This window comes from Agrobacterium tumefaciens, assembly GCA_025559845.1.
Taxonomy (GTDB): Bacteria; Pseudomonadota; Alphaproteobacteria; order Rhizobiales; family Rhizobiaceae; genus Agrobacterium.
Map to the genome: position 1 here is coordinate 1,437,352 of CP048470.1, position 20,964 is coordinate 1,458,315.

General features: G+C 56.4%; 20 protein-coding genes. 7 read left to right on the plus strand and 13 right to left on the minus strand.

All coding sequences use genetic code 11. The annotated features are described in order from the left end of the window. Positions 1–12: 12 nt before the first annotated feature. From FY156_22915 to FY156_22950, 8 genes are all read right to left on the minus strand, one after another. Positions 13–918, minus strand: coding sequence for a UTP--glucose-1-phosphate uridylyltransferase (locus FY156_22915; protein ID UXS04329.1), 906 nt, complete (start codon positions 916–918; stop codon positions 13–15). A 50-nt stretch (positions 919–968) separates the two neighbouring features. Continuing rightward, positions 969–1,964 carry a glycosyltransferase family 2 protein gene (locus tag FY156_22920; protein UXS04330.1) on the minus strand — a complete coding sequence of 332 codons (996 nt, stop codon included), beginning with the start codon at positions 1,962–1,964 and terminating at the stop codon, positions 969–971. Continuing rightward, a complete protein-coding gene (locus FY156_22925; protein ID UXS04331.1) occupies positions 1,964–2,908 on the minus strand; it encodes a glycosyltransferase family 2 protein in 945 nt (314 codons plus the stop codon). Before FY156_22925 ends, FY156_22920 begins: the two co-directional genes overlap by 1 nt. Then, positions 2,908–3,903, minus strand: coding sequence for a glycosyltransferase family 2 protein (locus tag FY156_22930; GenBank protein ID UXS04332.1), 996 nt, complete (start codon positions 3,901–3,903; stop codon positions 2,908–2,910). Before FY156_22930 ends, FY156_22925 begins: the two co-directional genes overlap by 1 nt. 16 nt (positions 3,904–3,919) lie before the next feature. Further along, positions 3,920–5,101 carry a glycosyltransferase family 4 protein gene (locus FY156_22935; protein UXS04333.1) on the minus strand — a complete coding sequence of 394 codons (1,182 nt, stop codon included), beginning with the start codon at positions 5,099–5,101 and terminating at the stop codon, positions 3,920–3,922. Positions 5,102–5,174: 73 nt separating this feature from the next. After that, on the minus strand, positions 5,175–5,966 hold the full coding sequence (locus FY156_22940; protein UXS04334.1) for a family 16 glycosylhydrolase: 792 nt from the start codon (positions 5,964–5,966) through the stop codon (positions 5,175–5,177). Between the two features lie 4 nt (positions 5,967–5,970). Further along, positions 5,971–7,080, minus strand: a complete 1,110-nt coding sequence (locus FY156_22945) for an acyltransferase (protein UXS05217.1) — start codon at positions 7,078–7,080, stop codon at positions 5,971–5,973. A gap of 412 nt (positions 7,081–7,492) precedes the next feature. Beyond that, entirely contained in the window at positions 7,493–8,971 is a 1,479-nt protein-coding gene (locus FY156_22950; protein UXS04335.1) for a lipopolysaccharide biosynthesis protein, read from the minus strand. Between the two features lie 119 nt (positions 8,972–9,090). On the opposite strand from FY156_22950, the gene FY156_22955 reads away from it, so the two are divergent. Together FY156_22955 and FY156_22960 are read left to right on the plus strand one after the other, a co-directional pair. Beyond that, positions 9,091–10,056, plus strand: a complete 966-nt coding sequence (locus FY156_22955) for a glycosyltransferase family 2 protein (GenBank protein ID UXS04336.1) — start codon at positions 9,091–9,093, stop codon at positions 10,054–10,056. A gap of 51 nt (positions 10,057–10,107) precedes the next feature. Next, the gene (locus FY156_22960) at positions 10,108–11,058 is read left to right on the plus strand and encodes a polysaccharide pyruvyl transferase family protein (GenBank protein ID UXS04337.1); all 951 of its coding nucleotides are present in this window, start codon (positions 10,108–10,110) and stop codon (positions 11,056–11,058) included. Positions 11,059–11,114: 56 nt separating this feature from the next. On the opposite strand, the gene FY156_22965 is transcribed toward FY156_22960, so the two are convergent. Both FY156_22965 and FY156_22970 read right to left on the minus strand, forming a co-directional pair. Next, positions 11,115–12,107, minus strand: coding sequence for a glycosyltransferase family 2 protein (locus tag FY156_22965; protein UXS04338.1), 993 nt, complete (start codon positions 12,105–12,107; stop codon positions 11,115–11,117). A 124-nt stretch (positions 12,108–12,231) separates the two neighbouring features. Further along, positions 12,232–12,516: an exopolysaccharide production repressor exox gene (locus tag FY156_22970; GenBank protein UXS05218.1), complete on the minus strand. Its 285-nt coding sequence runs from the start codon at positions 12,514–12,516 to the stop codon at positions 12,232–12,234. A 372-nt stretch (positions 12,517–12,888) separates the two neighbouring features. Here FY156_22970 and FY156_22975 point away from each other — a divergent pair, with 372 nt between their 5' ends. After that, a complete protein-coding gene (locus tag FY156_22975) occupies positions 12,889–13,155 on the plus strand; it encodes a hypothetical protein (GenBank protein UXS05219.1) in 267 nt (88 codons plus the stop codon). 100 nt (positions 13,156–13,255) lie between these two features. On the opposite strand, the gene FY156_22980 is transcribed toward FY156_22975, so the two are convergent. Beyond that, positions 13,256–14,146, minus strand: a complete 891-nt coding sequence (locus FY156_22980) for a tetratricopeptide repeat protein (protein UXS04339.1) — start codon at positions 14,144–14,146, stop codon at positions 13,256–13,258. Positions 14,147–14,267: 121 nt separating this feature from the next. Further along, on the minus strand, positions 14,268–14,483 hold the full coding sequence (gene rpsU / locus FY156_22985; GenBank protein ID UXS04340.1) for a 30S ribosomal protein S21: 216 nt from the start codon (positions 14,481–14,483) through the stop codon (positions 14,268–14,270). Positions 14,484–14,800: 317 nt separating this feature from the next. On the opposite strand from rpsU, the gene FY156_22990 reads away from it, so the two are divergent. From FY156_22990 to soxG, 4 genes are read left to right on the plus strand one after another with little or no spacing between them, the layout of a single operon-like run. Then, on the plus strand, positions 14,801–16,054 hold the full coding sequence (locus tag FY156_22990) for a sarcosine oxidase subunit beta family protein (GenBank protein UXS04341.1): 1,254 nt from the start codon (positions 14,801–14,803) through the stop codon (positions 16,052–16,054). 18 nt (positions 16,055–16,072) lie between these two features. After that, complete coding sequence (locus FY156_22995) at positions 16,073–16,387, plus strand: sarcosine oxidase subunit delta (protein ID UXS04342.1); 315 nt, start codon at positions 16,073–16,075, stop codon at positions 16,385–16,387. Next, positions 16,384–19,344 carry a sarcosine oxidase subunit alpha gene (locus FY156_23000; protein UXS04343.1) on the plus strand — a complete coding sequence of 987 codons (2,961 nt, stop codon included), beginning with the start codon at positions 16,384–16,386 and terminating at the stop codon, positions 19,342–19,344. Before FY156_22995 ends, FY156_23000 begins: the two co-directional genes overlap by 4 nt. Then, positions 19,337–19,891, plus strand: coding sequence for a sarcosine oxidase subunit gamma family protein (soxG, locus tag FY156_23005; protein UXS04344.1), 555 nt, complete (start codon positions 19,337–19,339; stop codon positions 19,889–19,891). The genes FY156_23000 and soxG overlap by 8 nt, the downstream gene beginning before the upstream one ends. A gap of 10 nt (positions 19,892–19,901) precedes the next feature. Here the strand turns inward: soxG and FY156_23010 are convergent, their stop codons facing one another. Next, positions 19,902–20,942, minus strand: a complete 1,041-nt coding sequence (locus FY156_23010; protein UXS04345.1) for a DUF2332 family protein — start codon at positions 20,940–20,942, stop codon at positions 19,902–19,904. Positions 20,943–20,964 lie beyond the last annotated feature (22 nt).

Below are 20,964 nucleotides of genomic sequence, written 5' to 3' on the forward strand. Positions count from 1 at the left end.
CGCGTGGTGATGTCAGGCCGCCTGAACGCGGCTTTCATGGTTGGCGACCAATTCCTTGATCGACGCCAGAACCTGTTCTTCCATATCCGCACGGAGCAGCGAAAATGCGACGTTGGCGGCAATAAAGCCCTGCTTGCTGCCGCAGTCGAAGGTGCGACCCGTATATTTCTGAGCGTGGAACGCCTGCTTTTCAGCCAGTCGTTTCATGCCGTCGGTCAATTGGATCTCGTTGCCTGCACCGCGCTCCTGCCTCGCGAGAATGTCGAAAATCTCCGGCTGCAGAATGTAGCGGCCATTGAGATAGTAATTCGACGGTGCCTTGGACGGTTCCGGCTTTTCGATCATTTCGGTGACGGAAAAGCCGTGGCTGACCTTCGCGCCCACGCCAACAATGCCGTAGGAGGAGGTTTCCGCCGGAAGGCATTCCTCGACGCCGAGGATGTTGCCGCCGACTTCGTCATAAAGCTCCATCAGGCCGGCTATGCAGCCGCGCGCGCCGTAAGAAACCATGTCAGGCAGAAGAAGGGCAAAAGGTTCGTTGCCAACCAGTTCGCGGGCACACCAGACGGCGTGGCCGAGACCGAGCGGCACCTGCTGGCGGGTATAGCTGACCGTGCCTGCTACCGGCAGCATCTTCTCAAGCTGGAGAACCTGCACCGTCTTGCCGGAGCGGGTCAGCGTGTTGATCAGTTCCGGTGCGCTGTCGAAATAGTCTTCGATCGCGGTCTTGTTGCGGCTCGTGACAAAGATGATGTGCTCGATACCTGCCTGCAAGGCCTCGTCAACGGCATATTGCACGACGGGCCGATCGACGATCGTCAGCATTTCCTTCGGCATTGCCTTCGTTGCGGGCAAAAAGCGCGTGCCGTTTCCGGCAACGGGAATAACGGCTTTTCTGACAGTTTTCTTCATGTCCATCGCGTTCTCCTTCATCAAGGTTTTGATCTGTCCCCAGTCCCTTGCAGACTCTACGAAATCTGTCTTTTCACCCCTGTGTTTGCTGCGGGCGAAAAAAGTGCCTCCCGCAGGCGTCGTAACCGTACGGCGACCGGCATTCTCAAATGACCGATGACCGCAGGATCTTTGATGGTCGTTTTCAGGACGCCAAGAATGGACCGGCGCTTGATGTCCTCGACCAATGTCAGAAAGTTGAAGGCAAGGCTCAGGCTACGACTTCTGGCCTTTTGCGCATCCATGGCGGCGGGCAGCAATGTGTAGTGGCTGAGAAAATCTCGGTCGGCCTTCATCATCGCTTCGACGTGACTGATTTCCAGCACGCGCGAAATCGAGCCCTCGCGGATGTTGTAGATATAACCAGGCTTCGGCTCGATAACGCAGAGGCCGCCAGCGGCCAGTGCCGAAGCAAGCAGGATGTAGTCTTCGCCAATGCGAATTTCCTCACGGAAACGCAGTGCGTTGTCGTTGAGAAAATCCCGGCGGAACATCGGTTTCATGTAACCGAAATTGAAGGTCGTCCGGAAAAGAACGTTTGATCCGATAAACTGCTCAAGCGTCAGAACCGGCATGTTTTCGAGCATGTCTTCCGGAAACATCGTCTCCATCGGGCGGTCGTCCAGATAGACGACGTCGAGATTGTCAACGGCGATAGCGGCATTGGCAGTTTCCGCCCGAGATACCATGCAGGCGGTGCGCTCCGGGCGGATGACATCATCGGCATCGAGCACTGCAATCCAGCGCCCTGTCGCAGCCTCAATGCCTGCGTTACGGGCGCCGCCCGGACCGGCGTTTCGTTCAAGTGCAATGAGCTTTACGCGCGGATCGCGGCCACCGATTTCAGCGACGATGGATCGCGTTTCGTCGCTGGAACAATCGTCCACAACGAGGATCTCCAGGTCGACATGCTTTTGCTCAAGCGCGCTCTGAATGGCCGCGGTAATGGTGTCGGCGGCATTGTAAGCGGCAATGACGAAGCTGACGTCCGGCTGCGAAATCTGGTTGTCCATCAGATCGCCTCCACTGTTCCGTATTGGCGGATTTCGCGTACGCCGAACGCGCCGCTGGCTGAGCCCAGATGTAATGCGCCGCGCAGCGCATACCGATTGCGACGAACCGCATCGAAGCTGCTGAGTGCAGCAAATGTCGCACAATAAAGCACCTTGGAGCCAGCCGTCAGCATCTGCATGACACGCCGGATGCCCGGTTTCTTTTCCGCCAGCACGCGGCCATGGGTCTGCCCCGAGCGGAAGCGGCGTTTGGCGAGCCACATGAAGCTGGCCCGGCTTTCCGGAACTGGTTCTGACAGCATGGCATTTTCAGCGAAGGCGATCTGCCCGCCTGCTGCATGCATGTAGGAGAAGAAATGCGTGTCCTCGCCACCGCTCTGGCCAAGCGCGAGGGCAAATCGTCGGCCCTTTACCGGCGGTGCATCCATTTTCAGAAGTGTGTTGCAGGTGTAGCCAGTGATGATGTCGCCATTGACCCAGACGGGCACAGTGGAGTGAAAGTCACCGCGTTTCATCCAGCCAGGAGCATTGTCGCGATAGACGGCGGTAACCGGCCCGAGAACCGCTTCGGCGTCCGTTTCACGCGCTTTTTGCAGAAGAGCTGAAAGCCAATGAGGCGGTGCTGTTTCATCGTCATCGATAAATGCGAGGTAGTCGGCCTTGCATTCGGAAAGGCAGGCATTGCGGGCAATCGAAATGTTCGACTTGGGGCAATGTACGTAGGTGATTTCGAAAGGCGCTGTCTTGCGCAGCCGTTCGACACTGTCTTGCGCACTCGGTTCCGCGTCATTGTCAGCGACGATCAGGCGAATTTTCACACCCTGAGGAACGTCGAGTTCGAACAATGACAGAAGTGTGGCGACCAGTGCGGGGCGTCTATACGTGCAGATGCCAATGTCAACGGTGGTCACAGAATTCGGTTGGATGACGGTTGTGTCGTTCATCAGGCAGCCTTTTTTCCCCGGAATTTCAGGAGTTCCAGCCAGAAGCCGGTAGACCAGGCGAAGTGCATCACCATGGCTGAGAAGGCCGCGAGTGGGCCGTATGGGTTTTTCTGACCTATAGCCATCCACAAGCCATAACCGAGACATGCGGCAATCCAGAGGCCAAGCGGAATAAGAGCGACCCAATGATAGAGGGACAGCAGGGCAAAGACGAAAACCGGCAGCACGGCCAGCGGGATCATCTGGCGGATTTTCGGAATGGAGCGGTGCTTCAGCAGGTTCTTTGCGCGGCCACGGCCATAAGCCAGATATTGTTTGAAGAGCGGTAGGACACTAGAGCGTGGATAATAGGTCATGCGTGTCTTGTCGGTCATCCAGATGCGGAAGCCTGACTTGCGCAGGCGGAAATCCAGTTCCGCATCCTCATTGTGGCTGAATGTTTCATCGTAACCGCCCACGGCATCGAAAGCGGCGATCCGCATCAGCGCGTGGTGGCCATGGTCGATCCAGTGACCTTTGGCACCTTCCCGGTGTTTGGAGCCGCCATTACCGAGCTTGGAGTTCTGCGCCATGGCGGTGGCCTTCTGGAAAAGCCCATGGCCCACGGTGTCCATCGCAACCACAACGGAATCCGCACCGGTGCGTTCCGCGTCCTCGATGAGACGCAGGCAATAATCGTCTGGATAATCGCCATGTGCATCGATACGGATGAGGTAGTCGTAGTCCTGGCCGAACGTCGAAACGGCAAGGTTGATACCCGCACTCTGGATACGTTTGGGATTGGGAAGCAGCGTCACGCGCTCATCGTTTTTGACAAAGGCATCCACGATGTCGCGGGTCCCATCCGTGCTGCCACCATCGGCCACCACGACCCGGAAATTTTTTCCGTTCATCATGCCAGTAAACTTATGCAGCAGCGCCTCGATCGTCTTTGCCTCGTTGAGGCAAGGAATAACGATCAAAGTCCGGATCTTGGAATTTACGCGACTTTCCATGACTTGCCCCCACGCATTACACAGTTGAAAAGGCCGCTTCACTGGCATGGCCCGAAGCGGATTTGGTCAGGTTGGAAAGTTTGTGGACCAGAAGACGGCAATCGTCTCGGTCCGTCAGCCACTGTTTTTCGTCCTGCGCAGCAAGTGTCTCGAACGCGGCAGAGTAGGTTTCCGGCGTCATCGTACTGAAAAGCGCGGCAAGGTTTGCAGCTGTCGCGTCCGGCAGGGTGAAGCCGATATTGCGTTTCTGGATGAAACGGGCGGTTTCTGTGCCTGTTACGGCAATGGGAAGCGCGCCATGAAGGCAACCCTCATAAAGCCGGTTGGGCAACAGCCAGCTCGAGTTCTGGCCCTCTTCGAAGAAATCGATAGCCCAGGTGAACTGCACTTCATTGTAGATCGAAGCCAGTTGCTCGGGGTTTTTGTAAGGACCGTGGAAATGAAGGTGCGGGGCGTTTTTTACAAAACCATCAAAATCCGAAAATTCGGAATAGGCGGGTCGGCCACGCAGAATGACCTCGACCTTTCCATCCATTTCCCTGGCGAATGCGGCAAGTATTTCCAGCGATTTCCGGCAGCGCAGTGCACCGAACCAGCCGATTTTCCATGGTTGGCCGGCTTCAGGAAGACGAGGGCGGGGTTTTTCCTGTGTGACGGTATCGAGCGCCAGAACCTTGTTTTCCTGCAGCAGAACGGGCAAATCGAGGCCGGAAATCGGCTTGAAATAATGCTCTACAAAAGCCGGAGAACTGGTCATCAGAAGTTTTGCGCCGCGTGCGAAATAATGCTGTGCGGCGTTGAGGGCCTTGCCCACCTTGCCTTGGTTTAAAAGCAGGCGGTGAATGTCGAGGCATTCATAAACAAGCGGTATGTCGCCTCCGTAGAGCGCGAGCGCGCGTTTTGCCAGTGCCAGCATTTCCAGATTGCGTGCGATGACGACGTCAGGGCGTGCAATCCCTTGCAGTTTCCCGCCGAGCGAAAGGCTGGCAAGCACCACTGCCTTCACACGCTGCGGAAATTTTCCGTCCGCGGTCTCGCCGAGCGCGATTGGGCGAATCCCTTCGATATCCGCGAGCTGGTTTTCTCCGCGGCGGAAACCCGCCAACGTAACCTGCGCGCCGCCTGCAATCAGTGTCAGAACCCGCCGTCGAATGGCGGGATCGGACAGATCGTGCGCAAGATAAAGAACATGGGTCATAAAATCGTCCTGGCTGGGATCTGGACCTGAAAGACGTTGAGGCTCATGCTTGGGCACCAAAAGTCGCTTGCGCTCAATTCAACGCGCAAGCGATCGACTCGGAGAATTGGCATTTGTCGCCGAGCGCGGTGAAGGCGACGCGGTCAACCGTCATTTGTGTGGCGCCAGAGTAGGAAAAGGCGCCCATCCAGTCCTTGAGCGTATCGGTGCCCCACAGGCTGAAGAAAATCTTCTGCGCATTTTGCGGAATTTTTGTCGGGTCGGTCACTTCATGGACGAGCGTGCCGTTAACGTAATAACGCAGGCGCTCCGGCTCCCAGACGAAAGCGAAGTCGTTGAAGCCGGCATCTGCGCCACCGGCAACGGGAACGAGCTTTTCATTGCCTCCCTTACCGGAAATATACTGGTTGAGCTGCACCTTCGCCGAGTTCTTGCCCAGCACTTCGAAGTCGATTTCGTCGTGCGGCTTTTTATCGGTCGGGCCGATATAGGTGAAGAATGCCGAGTTGAGGCCGGAGCCGGTCGCAGCCTTCACGCGTGCCTCATAAGTTCCGTAGCGGTATCGTCCCTTGGTCTGGATTTCGCCGCACGAATACTCGCGGTCGCCGGCTTTTCCCTGCTGAAAACCGAGCTGAAGTTGGCCATTTTCCACGCGGGCAAGCTTTTTCGACCAGGTGCAGTTCTGGTGCGCACCATTTGACCAGCCGTCCGAGACGTACCAGAAGCTACGGTCCATCGCGTCGAAGCTCTCGACGAAGGAGGCACCATTGCCTTCTTGAGCCTGGCTTGGTGTTGCAAGTGGCGTGGCAAGCAGCAATGCGGAAAGAAGAAGGTGCGGTCGAACGCGCGTCGCAAATTGTGTCATCGGTTCACCTCTGGCGTTGCGAGTAAAGTGTTTCTGGCCGGGTGGGCATTGGTGGAGACGCCGGCTTTGTCGCGGAATCGCCAGTGATCTTGCGCTTGCCGCTGCGGCTCCCGGTCAGTAGGGCGTAGAGAGCCGGCAGGTGTTTGCGGACCTGCGTGTTGCTGACGACGAGGATGACAAAAGCCACTAGTGTCGCGCCGACATAGAATGCAGGATAGAAATCAGGCCCGGCCTTGTTCCAGACCATCCACATCAAAACGAGAAGCGGATAGTGGGCGCAGAAAATCCAGAAGCTCAGGCTTCCCGTCTGCGCAAGACGCTGCCCAAGCCTGCTGCGGATCAACAGGGCGGAGGATGCCCAGAAGCCGATGGCACCGAAAACGGCCAGCAGGTTGCGTGACAGGCTCAGCCAGAAGGTAAATTCCGGTCCGGTGAAATATAGGCCGGTGGCAAGGGCCGCAGAAGCAACGAGTGTCAGAAGCATGATCGGCAAGGCAAAAGGATCAAGCGCTTTGACATCAACCCGATGCAGGGCGAGCGCGATACCGAGCGAGAAACTGAACAGGATCGATTTTTTCTGGACGATGAAGATCGTCACGTCCGGAACGGCGGTGATGAGCAGCAACACGGCAAGTGTCGGTAGCGCGAAACGCCGCATCAGGAATGCCAGGATAGGAGACAACAGAATGCAGGCGAAAAGATCGCGCAAAAAGTAGAGCGGTACATTCACGGGCAGCGTTTCGATGGCCATGCCGTGACTGACGATTTCGCGCGGAGTGGCGTTCCAGATATCCGGAAAATAGCCGACGCTGAGGTCAAAATGCTGGAGCAGCATGATCGCCAGAAACAGCGCTCCGTTCCACAGTAGAAACGGCAGCAGCACCGTTTTCGACTTGGAACGTATCGTAGCAGGATAGTCGAATTCACTCATTCCGCGACGGAACAGCAAATAGCCGGAGATCGCGCTCAGGCACGGCACACCGATCCGAAACAGAGCGTCGCCGAGAAAAACGCGAAGCCAGTCGAAGAAGCCATAGAGACCCAGAAATGGGCTCGTGTCGGGATCGTGCGGCACATGGACAAACACGATTCCGGATATCAGCAATATACGCATCAGGTTGATACGGGAGGATAGGTTCTGATCGACCGTCACATCAGTCACCCCTATTTATGCGGCGTCCACCCACGCCGCGTTGCAACCAGAGCGAACCTAAGTCCGCCTAGCAAAGTCTGTTTTCGACTTGAGGGTAAAATGTGGCGACGCAGGAAAAAGACAAGCTAAGATTTTGTGGGTAATTGTCTGTCTTTTTCCATTTTTTATATGAAAAATGATATTAAGTGTCTGAATTAAAACGTTTTGTTTTTATTTTTATTACAGGTCGAAAATTGCTGTCGCGCAATGAATTATCATCCGTCATAATGTTGCAATGCAAAAAACACACCTGTTTCGTCACGCTTCTGTGAAGGCGTGCGCCGCGAACAGGGGGTGTTCGCGGCGAAAATGGGGCGCAGTAAAGATGCTGTTTTTAACTCTGGGTTGCGGGTTCTCGCGTACGTCGCGCTTTGACCATGCCGAGAATTTTTTGCAGCAAGGCTCTTTCTGTCAGGATAACGAGGACACCATAGATAAGCCCGCCTGCGGCCGCGCCGACGAGAACCTGCAGGGTCGCGCCCTGAATGCGATCACCCATAAACTCAAGCAGATAACGCACACAAATCGCCATCACCAGAGCCGAGATCATCGGCCTGCTGCTGACATAAAGACCGCTGAAAAACGGTGTGTCGCTGGCCTTGAAGACCGCCCAGGAATAAGCGACGAGGGTGACGGCGTTGACAATGCAAAGCCAGACCATGGCGTCGATCAGGGTGCCGTAAAGTGCTGCGATCCAGACCGCCGCCGTGGTGACAACGGCGCGAATCGTCGCCGACCAGAACAGGACACGTCCGTACCCGGCGCCTTTCAGATAGGGAATGAAAGTGCTGCAGGGCGTCAGGATTGCCTTCGAAAGGGCCAGCAGTCCAAGGACGGGCCAGGCGTAAGCCCAGTTCGGGCCGAAGATCACCAGCATGGCGGGTTCGGCAACAGCCCAAAGACCGAACATCATGGGGGCCAGCAGCACGGTCAGCACCTGCGTGCTGAACATCAGCGCATCGCGCCGCCGCTGCGGGTCGTCCATCATTCGACTGAAAGCCGGAAAAAGCACGCCCATGACGGCAGACAACACGACCTGGTTGGGTATGCTGGCGAACCGGTTGGAAGCAGAATATGCGCCCGCGTCAGCGAGCCCGAGATGTCTGGCAATGATGACCATCGGCGACTGAAAGGTGACGAAATTGGCGATTTCGGAGCCCATCAGACCGGAGCTGAAACCAAGAAGCGGCACCAGTCGACGTGGTTTCATGACAAAGCGTGGGAAATAATGCGACACGGCGTAAAGGCCGATCAGTCGGATCAGGGCAGCGGCAAAAAGCTGGATGATCAGCGCCCAGACGCCAAAACCCATGAAAGCGAGAGCCACGGCAACCACCGCTGCAATGCTTTCCGAAAGCATGCTCCAGACGGCGTCCTTGCTGAAATTCATGCGCCGGGCAAGAAGCGAATAAGCGACATCGCCCGCCAATTGCAGCGGAATGAGAAAGGCCATGATGCGCAGCAGATAAGCACTTTCCACGGCGCCGAGCAGTCCGCCGAAGAACTCTGCCCAGGTGTATAGGATGGCAGCCATGGTGCAGGAAATGGCGAGATTGGCCCAGAAGACGGTATGGATCGTGTCCATATCCTCTTCTTTTTCGACGATCAGAGCGGAGGTCAGCCCCGCTCCGGCTATCATGGTCAGAAATTGTACGACGGTTAAGCCGACAGCGACAACGCCGAATTCTTCGGGCGACAGCAATCGCGCCAGAATGGGAACCGTGACAAATTTAAGCCCGAATGTCCCTGTTTTTGACAGGACGCTCCATCCGACATTCGTGGTGATAGATTTTATATTTGGAGCTGGGGGCATACGTGCATCCTGTTTCTGGAGGCCGGCGAGGGAGGAAAGCCGGTTGGGAGTTGCCGATACCATCGGGTCCGCTGAACAATCGGACCCGAAACTTCTTGATCAACGCAAGGGGCGAAACAATGGCAAGATTTACAGTCGTTATTCCCTATTATCAAAAGCAGCATGGAGTCCTGGGTCGCGCCCTGGCATCGGTGTTTGCGCAGACCTATCAGGACTTCGATCTTGTCATCGTCGATGACGAGTCGCCATACCCGATAGAAAACGAACTCGCTGATCTCACGACAGCCGAGCAGGACCGGATCACCGTCGTCAAGCAGGCGAATGCCGGCCCTGGCGGTGCACGCAACACTGGCCTGGATAATGTTCCGGCGGCAAGTGCCTATGTTGCATTTCTTGATTCCGACGACATCTGGATACCAGATCATCTGAAGAATGCAGCCCACGCGCTCGATACATACGAGGGCGAATGCTATTGGGCTTCCATGCAGGCAAGTGACGAATTTTATTACCATTTCGCCATTTCCGAGCTGGAGAAAAATGAAGGTGCGGCGCGCCTTTCGGAGCGGCCATTGTTGATCGAGCTACCCGATCTCGCGAGTGTCATGCTGCGGAACTGGAGCTTCCTGCATCTTTCCTGCATGGTCATCGGTCGGCGACTTTTCGAAAACATCCGCTTCGATCCGGCGCTCAGGCTGGCGGCTGAAGACGTGCTGTTTTTTTGCGATTGCATCCTGGCATCGCAACGCACACTATTGTGTGACGATGCCGGCGCAATGCGTGGTATGGGCGTCAATATCTTCCACAGCATCGACAACACCTCGCCGGAATTTCTGCGGCAGCAGTTCAATACATGGGTTGCGCTCGACACGCTGGAGGGTCGTTTTTCCCGACGCCCTGATGACGTTGCCTCGATCGCTTCCTATAAAAACACGGCACGCAAACAGGCGCTCTGGAGCCAGGCAGGCAAACTGAAACAGCGCAAAGTTCCCGAATTCGGGTTGCTTCTGAAGTGGGCGATTCGCGATCCGGCAATTCTTCGGGCCGCGTTTCAGCTTGGAGCGGGCAAAATTGTCGGTTCTCGCTGAGTGAATTTTCGCCCGTAAGAATTTATATGTTTTTTATCGAGGAGTAACCTCATGAAACCTTACCACTGGGAATCGCATCACGGCAATTTCGGTGACGATCTCAATCTCTGGCTCTGGGATTTCCTGCTTCCGGGCCTGCGAGACGTTCATGACGACGTTCTGCTTGTCGGTGTCGGCACCGTGTTAAACGATGTCCTGCTACCGACCAGACAGCGCAAGCTCGTTATTGGCAGCGGATACGGGTACGGCGCGGTGCCGGATGTCAGTACGGGGCTGTGGGACATTCGTTGCGTGCGCGGCGAAAAAACTGCTGCAAAGCTCGGTCTCGCTCCTGAAATGGGCATTGTAGATCCGGCAGTCATGGTCACCGAGATGCCTGACTTCAAAGGTCTGCCCAAGGTGCACAAGAAAACCTTCGTTCCGCACTGGGAATCGGCGGAGTTCGGCATGTGGGAAACGGTATGCGAACCTGCTGGCCTGACCTATCTCGATCCGCGTGGCGAGGCGAAGTCTGTCATCCGCGCCATCGCACAGTCTGAATTCATCGTCGCCGAATCGATGCATGGAGCGATCCTTGCCGATGCCTTCCGTGTGCCGTGGGTCGCCGTCACGACATCGACTTCGATCAACAGCTTCAAATGGAGCGATTGGGCAGGCACCGTCGACGTCAAATACGAGCCGCGTTATGTGCCGGTGTCGACACGTGCCGAGGCGGCCAAGAAGGGGTCACGTTTCTGGGGGATGAATTTCCCGCCGCCAGCACCGGCTGCCGTCGTTGAGCACGAGGTTGCGGTTAGGGAAGAGGGTGATGTGCTGGTGCGCGAGCAGCCCGCGCAGAAACCGCTCCGCAAGCTAGCCAAGCAGGTGCTTGCCGCGCCCTCGACGCTGGCGCTCTGGCAGGCCAGCCGGGCGGAACCTCGTCTTAGTCCCGATGGCAGGCTGGAGGAACGCAAGGAGCGTTTTGCAGCGGTGCTCGAAACGATCAAGCGCGATTATCTTTAAATTCGTCTCTGGGAATCAAAGAAAAAGCCGGTGGGGTAACCACCGGCTTTTTTGCGTCAGGATATGGGCGTTGCGGTCAGCAGGTATCGAATGTCGCTGACCTGTTGCGGGGATCGGCGGAACCGCGCCGTCTTGTCCTTCCAGATGCCGCTTGTGATGGCGGGGACGGCAGGCAAACGGCTGAGCGCATGGCCAAGCGCCCCACCCATGCCCTTCTGCTTTTTCGTGTCTAGGAAATGGCGCAGCTCAAACTTGCTGCGAATATGCCTCTCGTGCTCGCGCAGAACAGCTTTTTCCGCGGCAGAAAGATTGGCGGCGGCAAGGATAGCCCTGTCGGCCTCGTAGAGCAGACGCAAATCCTCCGTGCGATGTCGGCCACTCAGGGAGTTACCGCGTACGATTGCGCCATAACCGCAGTGACGGATCACCTTGTAACGAGCGCCGGCGGCAAGGGCTCTGACATATAGCTCATAATCTTCGCCGAGACGCATGGCTTCATCGTAACGCAACGCATTCCTGTCGAGAAACGACCTGCGGATGACCGGTTTCAGGAAGCCGGTTTCGCCGCGTTCGACACCGGGCCTGGATATGTTGCCCTCGACGAACTCCTTCAGTGACAAAAAATGCGACTGCGGCTCGAAGCTTTCTGGAACCATCGAGGATGCACCGGCGACTGTCTGCTGAATGAAGGCGATGTTGTCAGCAACCATGTCCCAGTCATCTTCTGCCAGCATGGCGGCAAACCGGCCTTTGAAGAAGAAATCGTCGGCATCGAGAATGCTGATAAGCGGTGCAGAGGAAATGGAGATCGCATGGTTGCGCGCAGCCGATGGGCCACGATTGGTGTCGAATCGCGAAACCTTCAGGCGGCCGGTGCCATCGTCCGTGGCATGGGCCACATCACTGGTTTTATCCGAAGATCCATCGTCTATCACCACAACCTCAGCCACTTCCGGCTCGGCAAGAGCTGAGCGGATAGCGATGGCAATCGTGTCGGCCGCGTTCTTCGCAGCGATAATGACGCAAATGGACTGGGAACCGTTGGCCATTTCATACCCTTCTGCTTCTGCGTTGTGGTGAGGACTTGGCCAGCAGAAAGTGTCAGGGGTGTGGATGCAACCGATAAAAAATTAGGGGTGAGTTTAGAGAGGGGCAGAATGGTTCAGAGCGGAGCTACATATCCGTCAATTTGGCGCCGGAATGTGGAACACCCTTTATGCTGTCTGAAGACGCATTTTCAGCACTTCGTTCTCTCTGAAAAGGAGAGGCGTCTCGGAGCTGCTTTTTTTCACGCGCGACAAGAACAAGAATACCGATGAAGTAGCCGACTTGAAGAACAACGGCAGCAATCAGGGTTTGAATAAACGCGGTATAAAACGAGCCATGAATGAAGTAGGTCGCAACCGCAAATACGAGCAAGGCACCGATCATGCTGACGAAAACACGCGGTGCATACATGGTGCTCTCCTCCCGAGAACGATTGCTCCGTTTTTGGCTGCGAGATTTCATGGCTTTTCTTGACTGAAATATACGATGAGACAGGTGCTGTTTCAACACACTTATACTTCTTCTATCTTCGGGGGCATGAAATTTTGGTAATGTGAATTGGTAAATTCAAACGTAACGGTCGGCAATGTGCTTTGTCCGTCCGTTAATTTCGCGCCGACGCCGGAACCTCAAAATGTAAAAATCCGGTCGAAAATGAAACGTTTAGGCGGAGCTGCACCTGCAGAAGCCACGCATTTCAACCTTTCGCGGCTGCCTCCAGACTTCGTTAACCATATCGCCTTTAAAAAGTCGGGATTGATTCCTCGAAGAGTAGGTGCCCGCGTGACGACGAATTCGGAAATAATCGCCTTCCCGGCCAAAAATCGCATTGCTGATGTAAAACGCTGTGCTGTTATGCTCGATCGTCTGCACGGGGCGGAAGCCAATGATTTCTGGCGCAACGAATGCCGGGAACTCGCCGCTCACCTGACCCGGATCGGCTATGAGGATGCCGCGATGCGTCAGGAAATCATGGAATTCCAGGAGGCCGTTCAGGCTGAGCTTTGGGCCAATGTACTGGCACCGGAAGCGCGCCGCGACAGCAACTGAGGTCCAATCCGCGCCTCGAGCCTATCGGCGGATATTCGACAGTATTCAAACAAAAAGCCCGGAATATCGTTCCGGGCTTTTTTGTTGGTTTTCGTAGATATCAGGACGCGCCGCGCGTACGCGCAATGCCGTCGAGAGCCGGTTTGTACTTCGGGTCAAGGCGTGCGGCATGGGAATAAGACTTGGCAGCCTTGGCAGTCTCGCCGCGGCGTTCGTAGACCAGTGCCTGGTTAGCCCAGGATTCGGCAATCTTGTCGTCCAGAGAAATGGCGTGGTTGAAATCGGCGAAAGCATTTTCGTCGTCATTGAGCGCAACGTAGGAAAGGCCACGGCCGTTGTAAGGCTCCGGCGACGTCGACGACAACGAGATGGCCTTGGAAAAGTCCTCGATTGCCTGCGCGTGCTGATTGCGAAGCTGATAGATCAAGCCGCGATTGTGCCAGGCGCGTCCGTCGGTCGTTTCCAGTTCGATTGCGCGCGAGAAATCGTTGAAAGCCTCGTTTACACGTCCGGACTGGCGATAGAGATTACCGCGTCCGATCAGGGCAACGTCATAGCTTGGATTGATCTGCAGCGCCGAATTGTAATCTTGCAGGGCCTGCTGCTGCTGTCCCGAGTTGCGATAGACAAGGGCGCGGTTCGCATATGCCTGATAGAAGCGCGGGTTGAGCTGGAGGGCCTTGTTGAAGTCCTCGATCGCGCGGCGCGAATCGCCGGAGCGGCCGTAAGCGGAGCCACGAACGTTGTAGCCTTCCGGATCTTGCGGATTGGCGTTGATGACCGATGTCAGCGAGGCGATGTTTTCCTGCGAACCCTGGGCGCGGTCGATCCGGAATACGTCTTCCGTCTGCTTGGACGTGGCGCAGCCTGCAAGGGTTGCAAGCATAGCGCATAGAATGACTGGGGAACGGAACCGTTTGTTGTTCTTCATCGATACCCGGTGCGTGGAGACATCGGAGTTTTTCACAACACAAGCATCAACAGCGGTCATTCGATATGGGTTCCCTCGCACGCCGGTCTCTTTGGACGTCCCCGGCTTCAAACAGAAAAAGCGGCGGCGACAATATCGCCTCCGCCCAACAAGCACTCAAAAACGTCTAAAAGACGGCCTATCAGCGGCCAGCAACCAGACCTTCGCGCTGTGCACGCTTGCGTGCCAGCTTGCGAACGCGGCGAACCGCTTCAGCCTTTTCACGAACGCGCTTTTCTGAAGGCTTTTCAAAGTGATCACGCATCTTCATTTCACGGAAAACGCCTTCGCGCTGCAACTTTTTCTTCAGAACGCGGAGCGCCTGATCAACGTTATTATCGCGGACTAGTACCTGCACGTGAAACACATTCCTTTGGTTTTGGCTATGTTGCTGTGGGAATCTGGGACATTCGCACGCAAACAAGAAAAGTTTGGTTTGGCCACGAAGGCCGTACGATTGAGCGGGCGTATAACAGATAGTTCACCTTAAGTCCAGCTATAAGTCCAAAAGCGCCGGAAAACGCGGCTTTTTGGCACTTCAGCGAGGCATGTCAAAACAAAAGCATGGTCGCGTCGCAAAATGAATATTGCCTGCGATTTCGATTTGTCATGTGTATGATATCGCCGGGCCGGAGTGTCCGACCTTCGATCGTTTTGTCTGGGAGCAGTCTGCGAATGCGCAAATATTCCGTTTTTGCCGTGGCCCGTGAGGCCCTGCGCGGCCACAAGGGCTGGGACGCGCAGTGGGCGTCGCCGGAACCTCGCAAGGAATATGATGTCGTCATCATCGGTGGTGGCGGTCACGGTCTTGGTGCCGCCTACTACCTTGCCAAGGAGCATGGCATCACCAATGTCGCCGTACTTGAAAAAGGCTGGCTTGGTGGCGGCAACAGTGGACGCAACACCACCATCATTCGCTCCAATTATCTTTATGAAGAGAGCATGGACATCTACGAGCATTCCCTGAAACTTTGGGAAGGCCTGAGCCAGGATCTCAATTACAATGTGATGTATTCGGCGCGCGGCGTGATGATGCTGTCGCACAATATTCACGACCAGCAGTCGTTCAAACGCCATATCAATGCCAACCGGCTCTATGGAATAGACAATGAATGGCTGACACCGGAGCAGGCCAAGGCATATTGCCCGCCACTCGATATTTCCGGCAACGCCCGATATCCAATCAATGGTGCAGCATTGCAGAGGCGCGGCGGAACAGCACGTCATGACGCCGTCAACTGGGGTTATGCCCGTGCGGCCTCCGATCGCGGCGTCCACATCATTCAAAACTGTGAGGTGACTGCGATCCGCCGTGGGCCGGATGGCGCCGTAACGGGTGTTGATACCAATCGCGGCTTCATCGGTGCAAAGAAGATCGGGGTATCGGCTGCAGGTCACTCTTCTGTCGTTATGGCCATGGCGGACGTGCGGGTGCCGTTGCACTCCAATCCGCTGCAGGCGCTGGTTTCTGAGCCTTTGAAGCCGATTTTCCCCTGTGTCGTCATGTCAAATACGGTGCATGCCTATATCTCGCAGTCGGACAAGGGCGAACTGGTCATCGGCGCTGGCACCGACCAGTACAACTCCTATTCCCAGACAGGCGGCTTGCAGATCATCACGCACACGCTCGATGCCATCTGTGAGTTGTTCCCCATCTTCCGGCGCGTAAAAATGATGCGTCAATGGGGCGGTATCACCGACAACACACCTGATCGCTCGGCGATCCAGAGCGTGACGCCGGTGCCCAATCTTTTCGTCAATTGCGGCTGGGGGACGGGTGGCTTCAAGGCAACGCCTGGCTCAGCGCACCTGTTTGCGCATCTTATCGCACGTGGTGAGCCACACAGGCTCGCGGCCGGGTTGACGCTCGACCGTTTCCGGACCGGCCGGCTCATCGACGAGGCAGCGGCTGCTGCCGTGGCGCATTGAAGCAAAGGGGAAAACAAGATGCTTCTTATTCATTGCCCCTATTGCGGGGAAGACCGCTCCGAGCTGGAGTTTCGTTGGGCAGGTGAAGCTCATATCGCCCGACCTGAAAACATTGCCGATATTTCCGACGAGGCTTTTGCGGAATTTTTCTTCATGCGTGACAATGACAAGGGCCTGGTTTTCGAGCGCTGGCGCCACATTCATGGCTGCGGTCGTTTCTTCAATGCTGCGCGAGACACGGTCAGCGACAGATTTTACATGACGTACAAGGCAGGCGAACCGAAACCGGACAGGGAAACGGTTTTGAATGCGCAAAAGGGAAGTCACGAATGAGCGGCGCTTATCGTATCAAGGGAGCAGGTCGTCTCACCCCGGCCAGAACTGCGCGCTTCACCTTCGACGGGAAGATCTATCAGGCGTTGGAAGGCGACACGGTTGCGTCTGCACTGCTGGCGAATGGTGTGCACCTGATTGGCCGTTCGTTCAAATATCATCGTCCGCGCGGCTTTTTGTCTGCAGGTCCGGAAGAGCCGAATGCACTGATTGATGTTTCCCGCGACAGCCTGCGCAAACAGCCCAATGTGCGTGCGACCGTGCAGGAAGTTTTCGATGGCGCCATCATCGCGTCGCAGAACCGCTTCCCGTCTTTGTCGTTTGATGTCGGGGCGATCAATGATTTCTTTTCACCGATGTTTGCGGCGGGCTTCTATTACAAGACCTTTATGTGGCCGAAGGCTGCCTGGCACAAGATTTACGAACCTCTGATCCGTCGCGCTGCCGGTCTTGGCAATGCGCCGACGGAGCCGGACGCGGATCACTATTCATCCCGTTATGCTCATTGCGACGTGCTGGTTGCCGGTGGCGGTGTCGCGGGCCTGACAGCGGCGCTTGCTGCTGCAAAGACGGGTGCGAGCGTCATCCTCGCGGATGAAAATGCGGAAGTCGGCGGGGCGCTGCGTTTCGATACGGGAACGGTCATTGATGGTTTGCCTGGCTTTGACTGGGCGCAGAAGGTTTTTGGCGAACTCCGGTCCATGCCGAATGTGCGTGTTCTGACCCGCACCACCGCGTTCGGTTATTACAACCACAATTTTCTGGCTCTGGCGGAACGCGTCACAGATCATCTGGCCGTTCCGGCGAGGCACCAGCCGCGCGAGCGGTTGTGGCAGGTCCGCGCCAAGAAGGTCATCCTGGCCGCAGGCGCGATCGAACGCCACATGGTGTTCGCCAATAATGACCGCCCTGGTGTCATGCTGGCGTCGGCGGCACGCACCTACCTCAATCACTACGGTGTGGCGATCGGCGAGAACGTTGGCGTTTATACCGCGCATGATTCCGCTTATGAGACGGCATTCGATCTGAAAAAGGCGGGAGTGAAAATTGCCGCTATCGTTGACTGCCGTGAGGCCCCGGATCCGAAGCTTCTGGAAGAAGCGAGGGCATTGGGCATCGAGGTGCTGGCGGGACACAGCGTCTATGACACGGCAGGGCGCTTGCGCGTTTCGTCCATGACGGTTGGTCGCAACGGCGGATCGAACAAACGCAAGATTGCAATTGATGCGCTTGCGGTTTCTGCCGGGTGGACGCCTTCTGTCCATCTCTTCTCACAATCGCGCGGAAAACTGAAATTCGATGTTGAGAACCAGCGGTTCCTGCCAGATATCCACGCTCCACAATCCGTTTCGATTGGTGCCTGTGCCGGGACCGACGAACTGGACGAGTTGATTGCCGAAGCCTCTGCCGCAGGCGGCAGCGCTGCGGAATTTTCCGGCCAGAATGCACGAAGCTGGGCGGGCGGCATGATCGGTGCTGCGGAGGGCGCTGGTGAAGATACGGGCGTCAAGGCATTCATCGATTTCCAACATGACGTTTGCGCCAAGGATATCCGTCTTGCGGTGCGCGAAGGCATGCACTCCATCGAGCACATCAAGCGGTTCACCACAAACGGCATGGCGTCCGATCAGGGCAAGCTTTCCAACATGCACGGCCTTGCCATCGCCTCCGAAGCGCTGGGCAAAGACTTGCCAAAGGTGGGCCTCACCACGTTTCGTCAGCCATACACGCCGGTAACCTTTGGTACTCTCATCAATCATTCACGTGGCGCGCTGTTCGATCCGACCCGCAAGACACCGATGCATGATGAGGAGGCTGCGGCTGGTGCCGTCTTTGAGGACGTTGGCAACTGGAAGCGTGCATGGTTTTTCCCGCGTGCGGGCGAAGACCTCCATGAGGCAATCAATCGCGAGTGCAGGACAGTGCGCGAGACTGTTGGCGTCTTCGATGCTTCAACATTGGGCAAGATCGAGGTGGTTGGGCCTGATGCGGCGAAGTTTCTCAATCTCATCTATACCAACGCCTGGGACACGCTGAAGCCAGGCCGGTGCCGTTATGGCATCATGACCCGTGAGGATGGCTTCGTTTATGATGACGGTGTTGTCGGGCGTCTGGCCGAAGACCGCTTCCATGTGACAACGACAACAGGTGGTGCACCACGTGTGTTGCAACACATGGAAGACTATCTGCAGACGGAATTCCCGGAACTGAATGTGTGGCTGACGTCTGCGACCGAACAGTGGGCGGTGATTGCCGTGCAGGGCCCGAAAGCCCGCGATGTTATTGCGCCCTTCGTTGAGGGGATCGATCTATCGCCGGAGGCCTTCCCACATATGGCGGTGGCAGAAGGCAAATTCTGTGGCGTACCAACGCGGCTTTTCAGGGTTTCCTTCACTGGCGAACTCGGGTTCGAAATCAACGTGCCTGCCGATTATGGTGCGGCAGTGTGGCAAACGATCCGGGAACGTGCGGAAGCGGTGGGTGGTTGCCTCTACGGTACTGAAACCATGCATATCCTGCGTGCCGAGAAGGGCTACATCATTGTCGGTCAGGATACGGATGGCACGGTTACACCTGACGATGCCGGTCTCGGTTGGGCGGTTTCCAAGAAGAAGACTGATTTCGTTGGTATACGCGGCCTGAAACGCCCCGACCTTATGCGTTCCGGACGCAAGCAACTGGTTGGCCTTCTGACAAAGGATCCGCAGATTGTGCCGGAGGAAGGCGGACAGATCGTTGCTGACCCGAACCAGCCCAAGCCGATGACTATGCTCGGACATGTGACCTCCGCCTACTGGTCGGAAAACCTCGGCCGCTCAATTGCCTTTGCGCTTGTGGCAGACGGACGGGCGCGTGTAGGCGAGACCCTCTACATTCCGTTGGTCGATAAAACGATTGCCGCAGAAGTCACCGATATGGTGTTCTTCGACAAGGAAGGAGCCCGCTTCAATGGCTGAGACGCATCACGCAAAACGCAAGCTCGTGCTTGAGGATTTTCACGGTGGTTCGCCTGTCGTTTCGCTGAAGCCGGCTGCTCCCGCGTCCCGCATATCGCTTCGGGCGAAGAGTGAAACGGTTGCGGCTCTGTCGGAGGCGTTGGGACTTGCGTTACCGGAAACGTCCAAGACGTCGTCCACTTCGGGCCTGCGCTCGGCACTCTGGCTTGGGCCAGATGAGTGGCTGGTGATCGATCAGGCTGAAAGTGATCTGACAGCGGTGTTGTCTGGGGTTTCCGGCCTGTTTTCGACGACGGACATTTCTCACCGCAATGTTGCGATTATCGTGTCTGGTCCAGGCGCCGAGGCGGCCCTCAACGCCGGTTGCCCGCAGGATCTTTCGTTGAACGTCTTCCCAGTCGGCGCCTGTTCACGCACCATTTTTGGCAAGGCTGAAATCGTATTGCTGCGTGTTGCGGACGATACGTTCCGGCTTGAGTGCTGGCGTTCCTTCGCAGAATATGTTGGCGGTTTGCTGCAGGAAGCGGCAGGGGACCTGGTGGTTTAAAGCCGCCACGTCAGGCACCCCAACCACGCCAATCGATCCATCGCCCATGAAAATCGGCGCGACCGATTTCACGCTTTTCGCCCGAAGGCCAGAGTTGCAGTGTCAAGGAGGCGCCGCCGCGTCTGGTGTCGGCCTCCATCTGCAAACGGGCCAGCGGAGCATCATCTGTTGCGCGTTCGCCGGCTGCTGCAAACATTGCTTCGCCGATCTGCTTTCGCTTTTCCGGCAGATATTGCCAGGCGATTGAATGAAAAACCACGTGAGCTGCGTCATGAAACGATTTGGAAAGCCGTTGCTCGAGCCAATCCAAAGCGTCGGCTTTTTCGATACCTCCACTGGTTTTAACGGCGATCCGCAAGGCACTTGCGGTGCGTTCAAGCCGATCGGGCTGGTCGGCCCAGATATAGGACATCAGTTGCAACCGATCTTCATCGGAAGAGGGATCAAGCGGACTGATGTCACAGCCCGCACGTTCGAGAATAGTGATCGGGGCAATGCGTGGCGATGAACCTCGCCATTCCGGAGTAAGAACAACCTCCGAGTTTTCACCCCATTCAAGCCCGCCGAGACGGTAACGGTAGCGGTCGAACTGCAGGTTCAGTCCCGCACTGGCACCGACCTCGGAAAGTACCAACGATTTGGCAGTCAATCGCGCAATCTCGAAAAAGCCCGGAAGCAACGCAGCTGACCTGCGCACTTCGTTCGTTTGTGGTGGAGATTTCAGGCGATCGAGAATAAAGGGGGCGTGAAACCGTAGAGCGCTTTCACATGTATCCCAAAGGGCATCCTCGTCATCCATCGCGATAGCGGTGAGAGGTTCGATCTTCTCGAGCAGGACAAGTGCATGCAAAGCACCAGCAAGGCGCAACGGAAGCGAATCCCCTGCTGAGTCAGGGTCGCTCACCCATGACAGAACCGTGGCTCCGACCTCCGTTTGACGATCCAACCGCGCAGCGATCAGATTGCACAGCCTTGCCGTGAAAGGGGAGCCAAGACTGTCGCAGGCCTTGGCCTGGCGAAGGAAAGCTCGTCTCACCGCCTCATCATGCATGCATCCGTCTCCTTTGAGTACA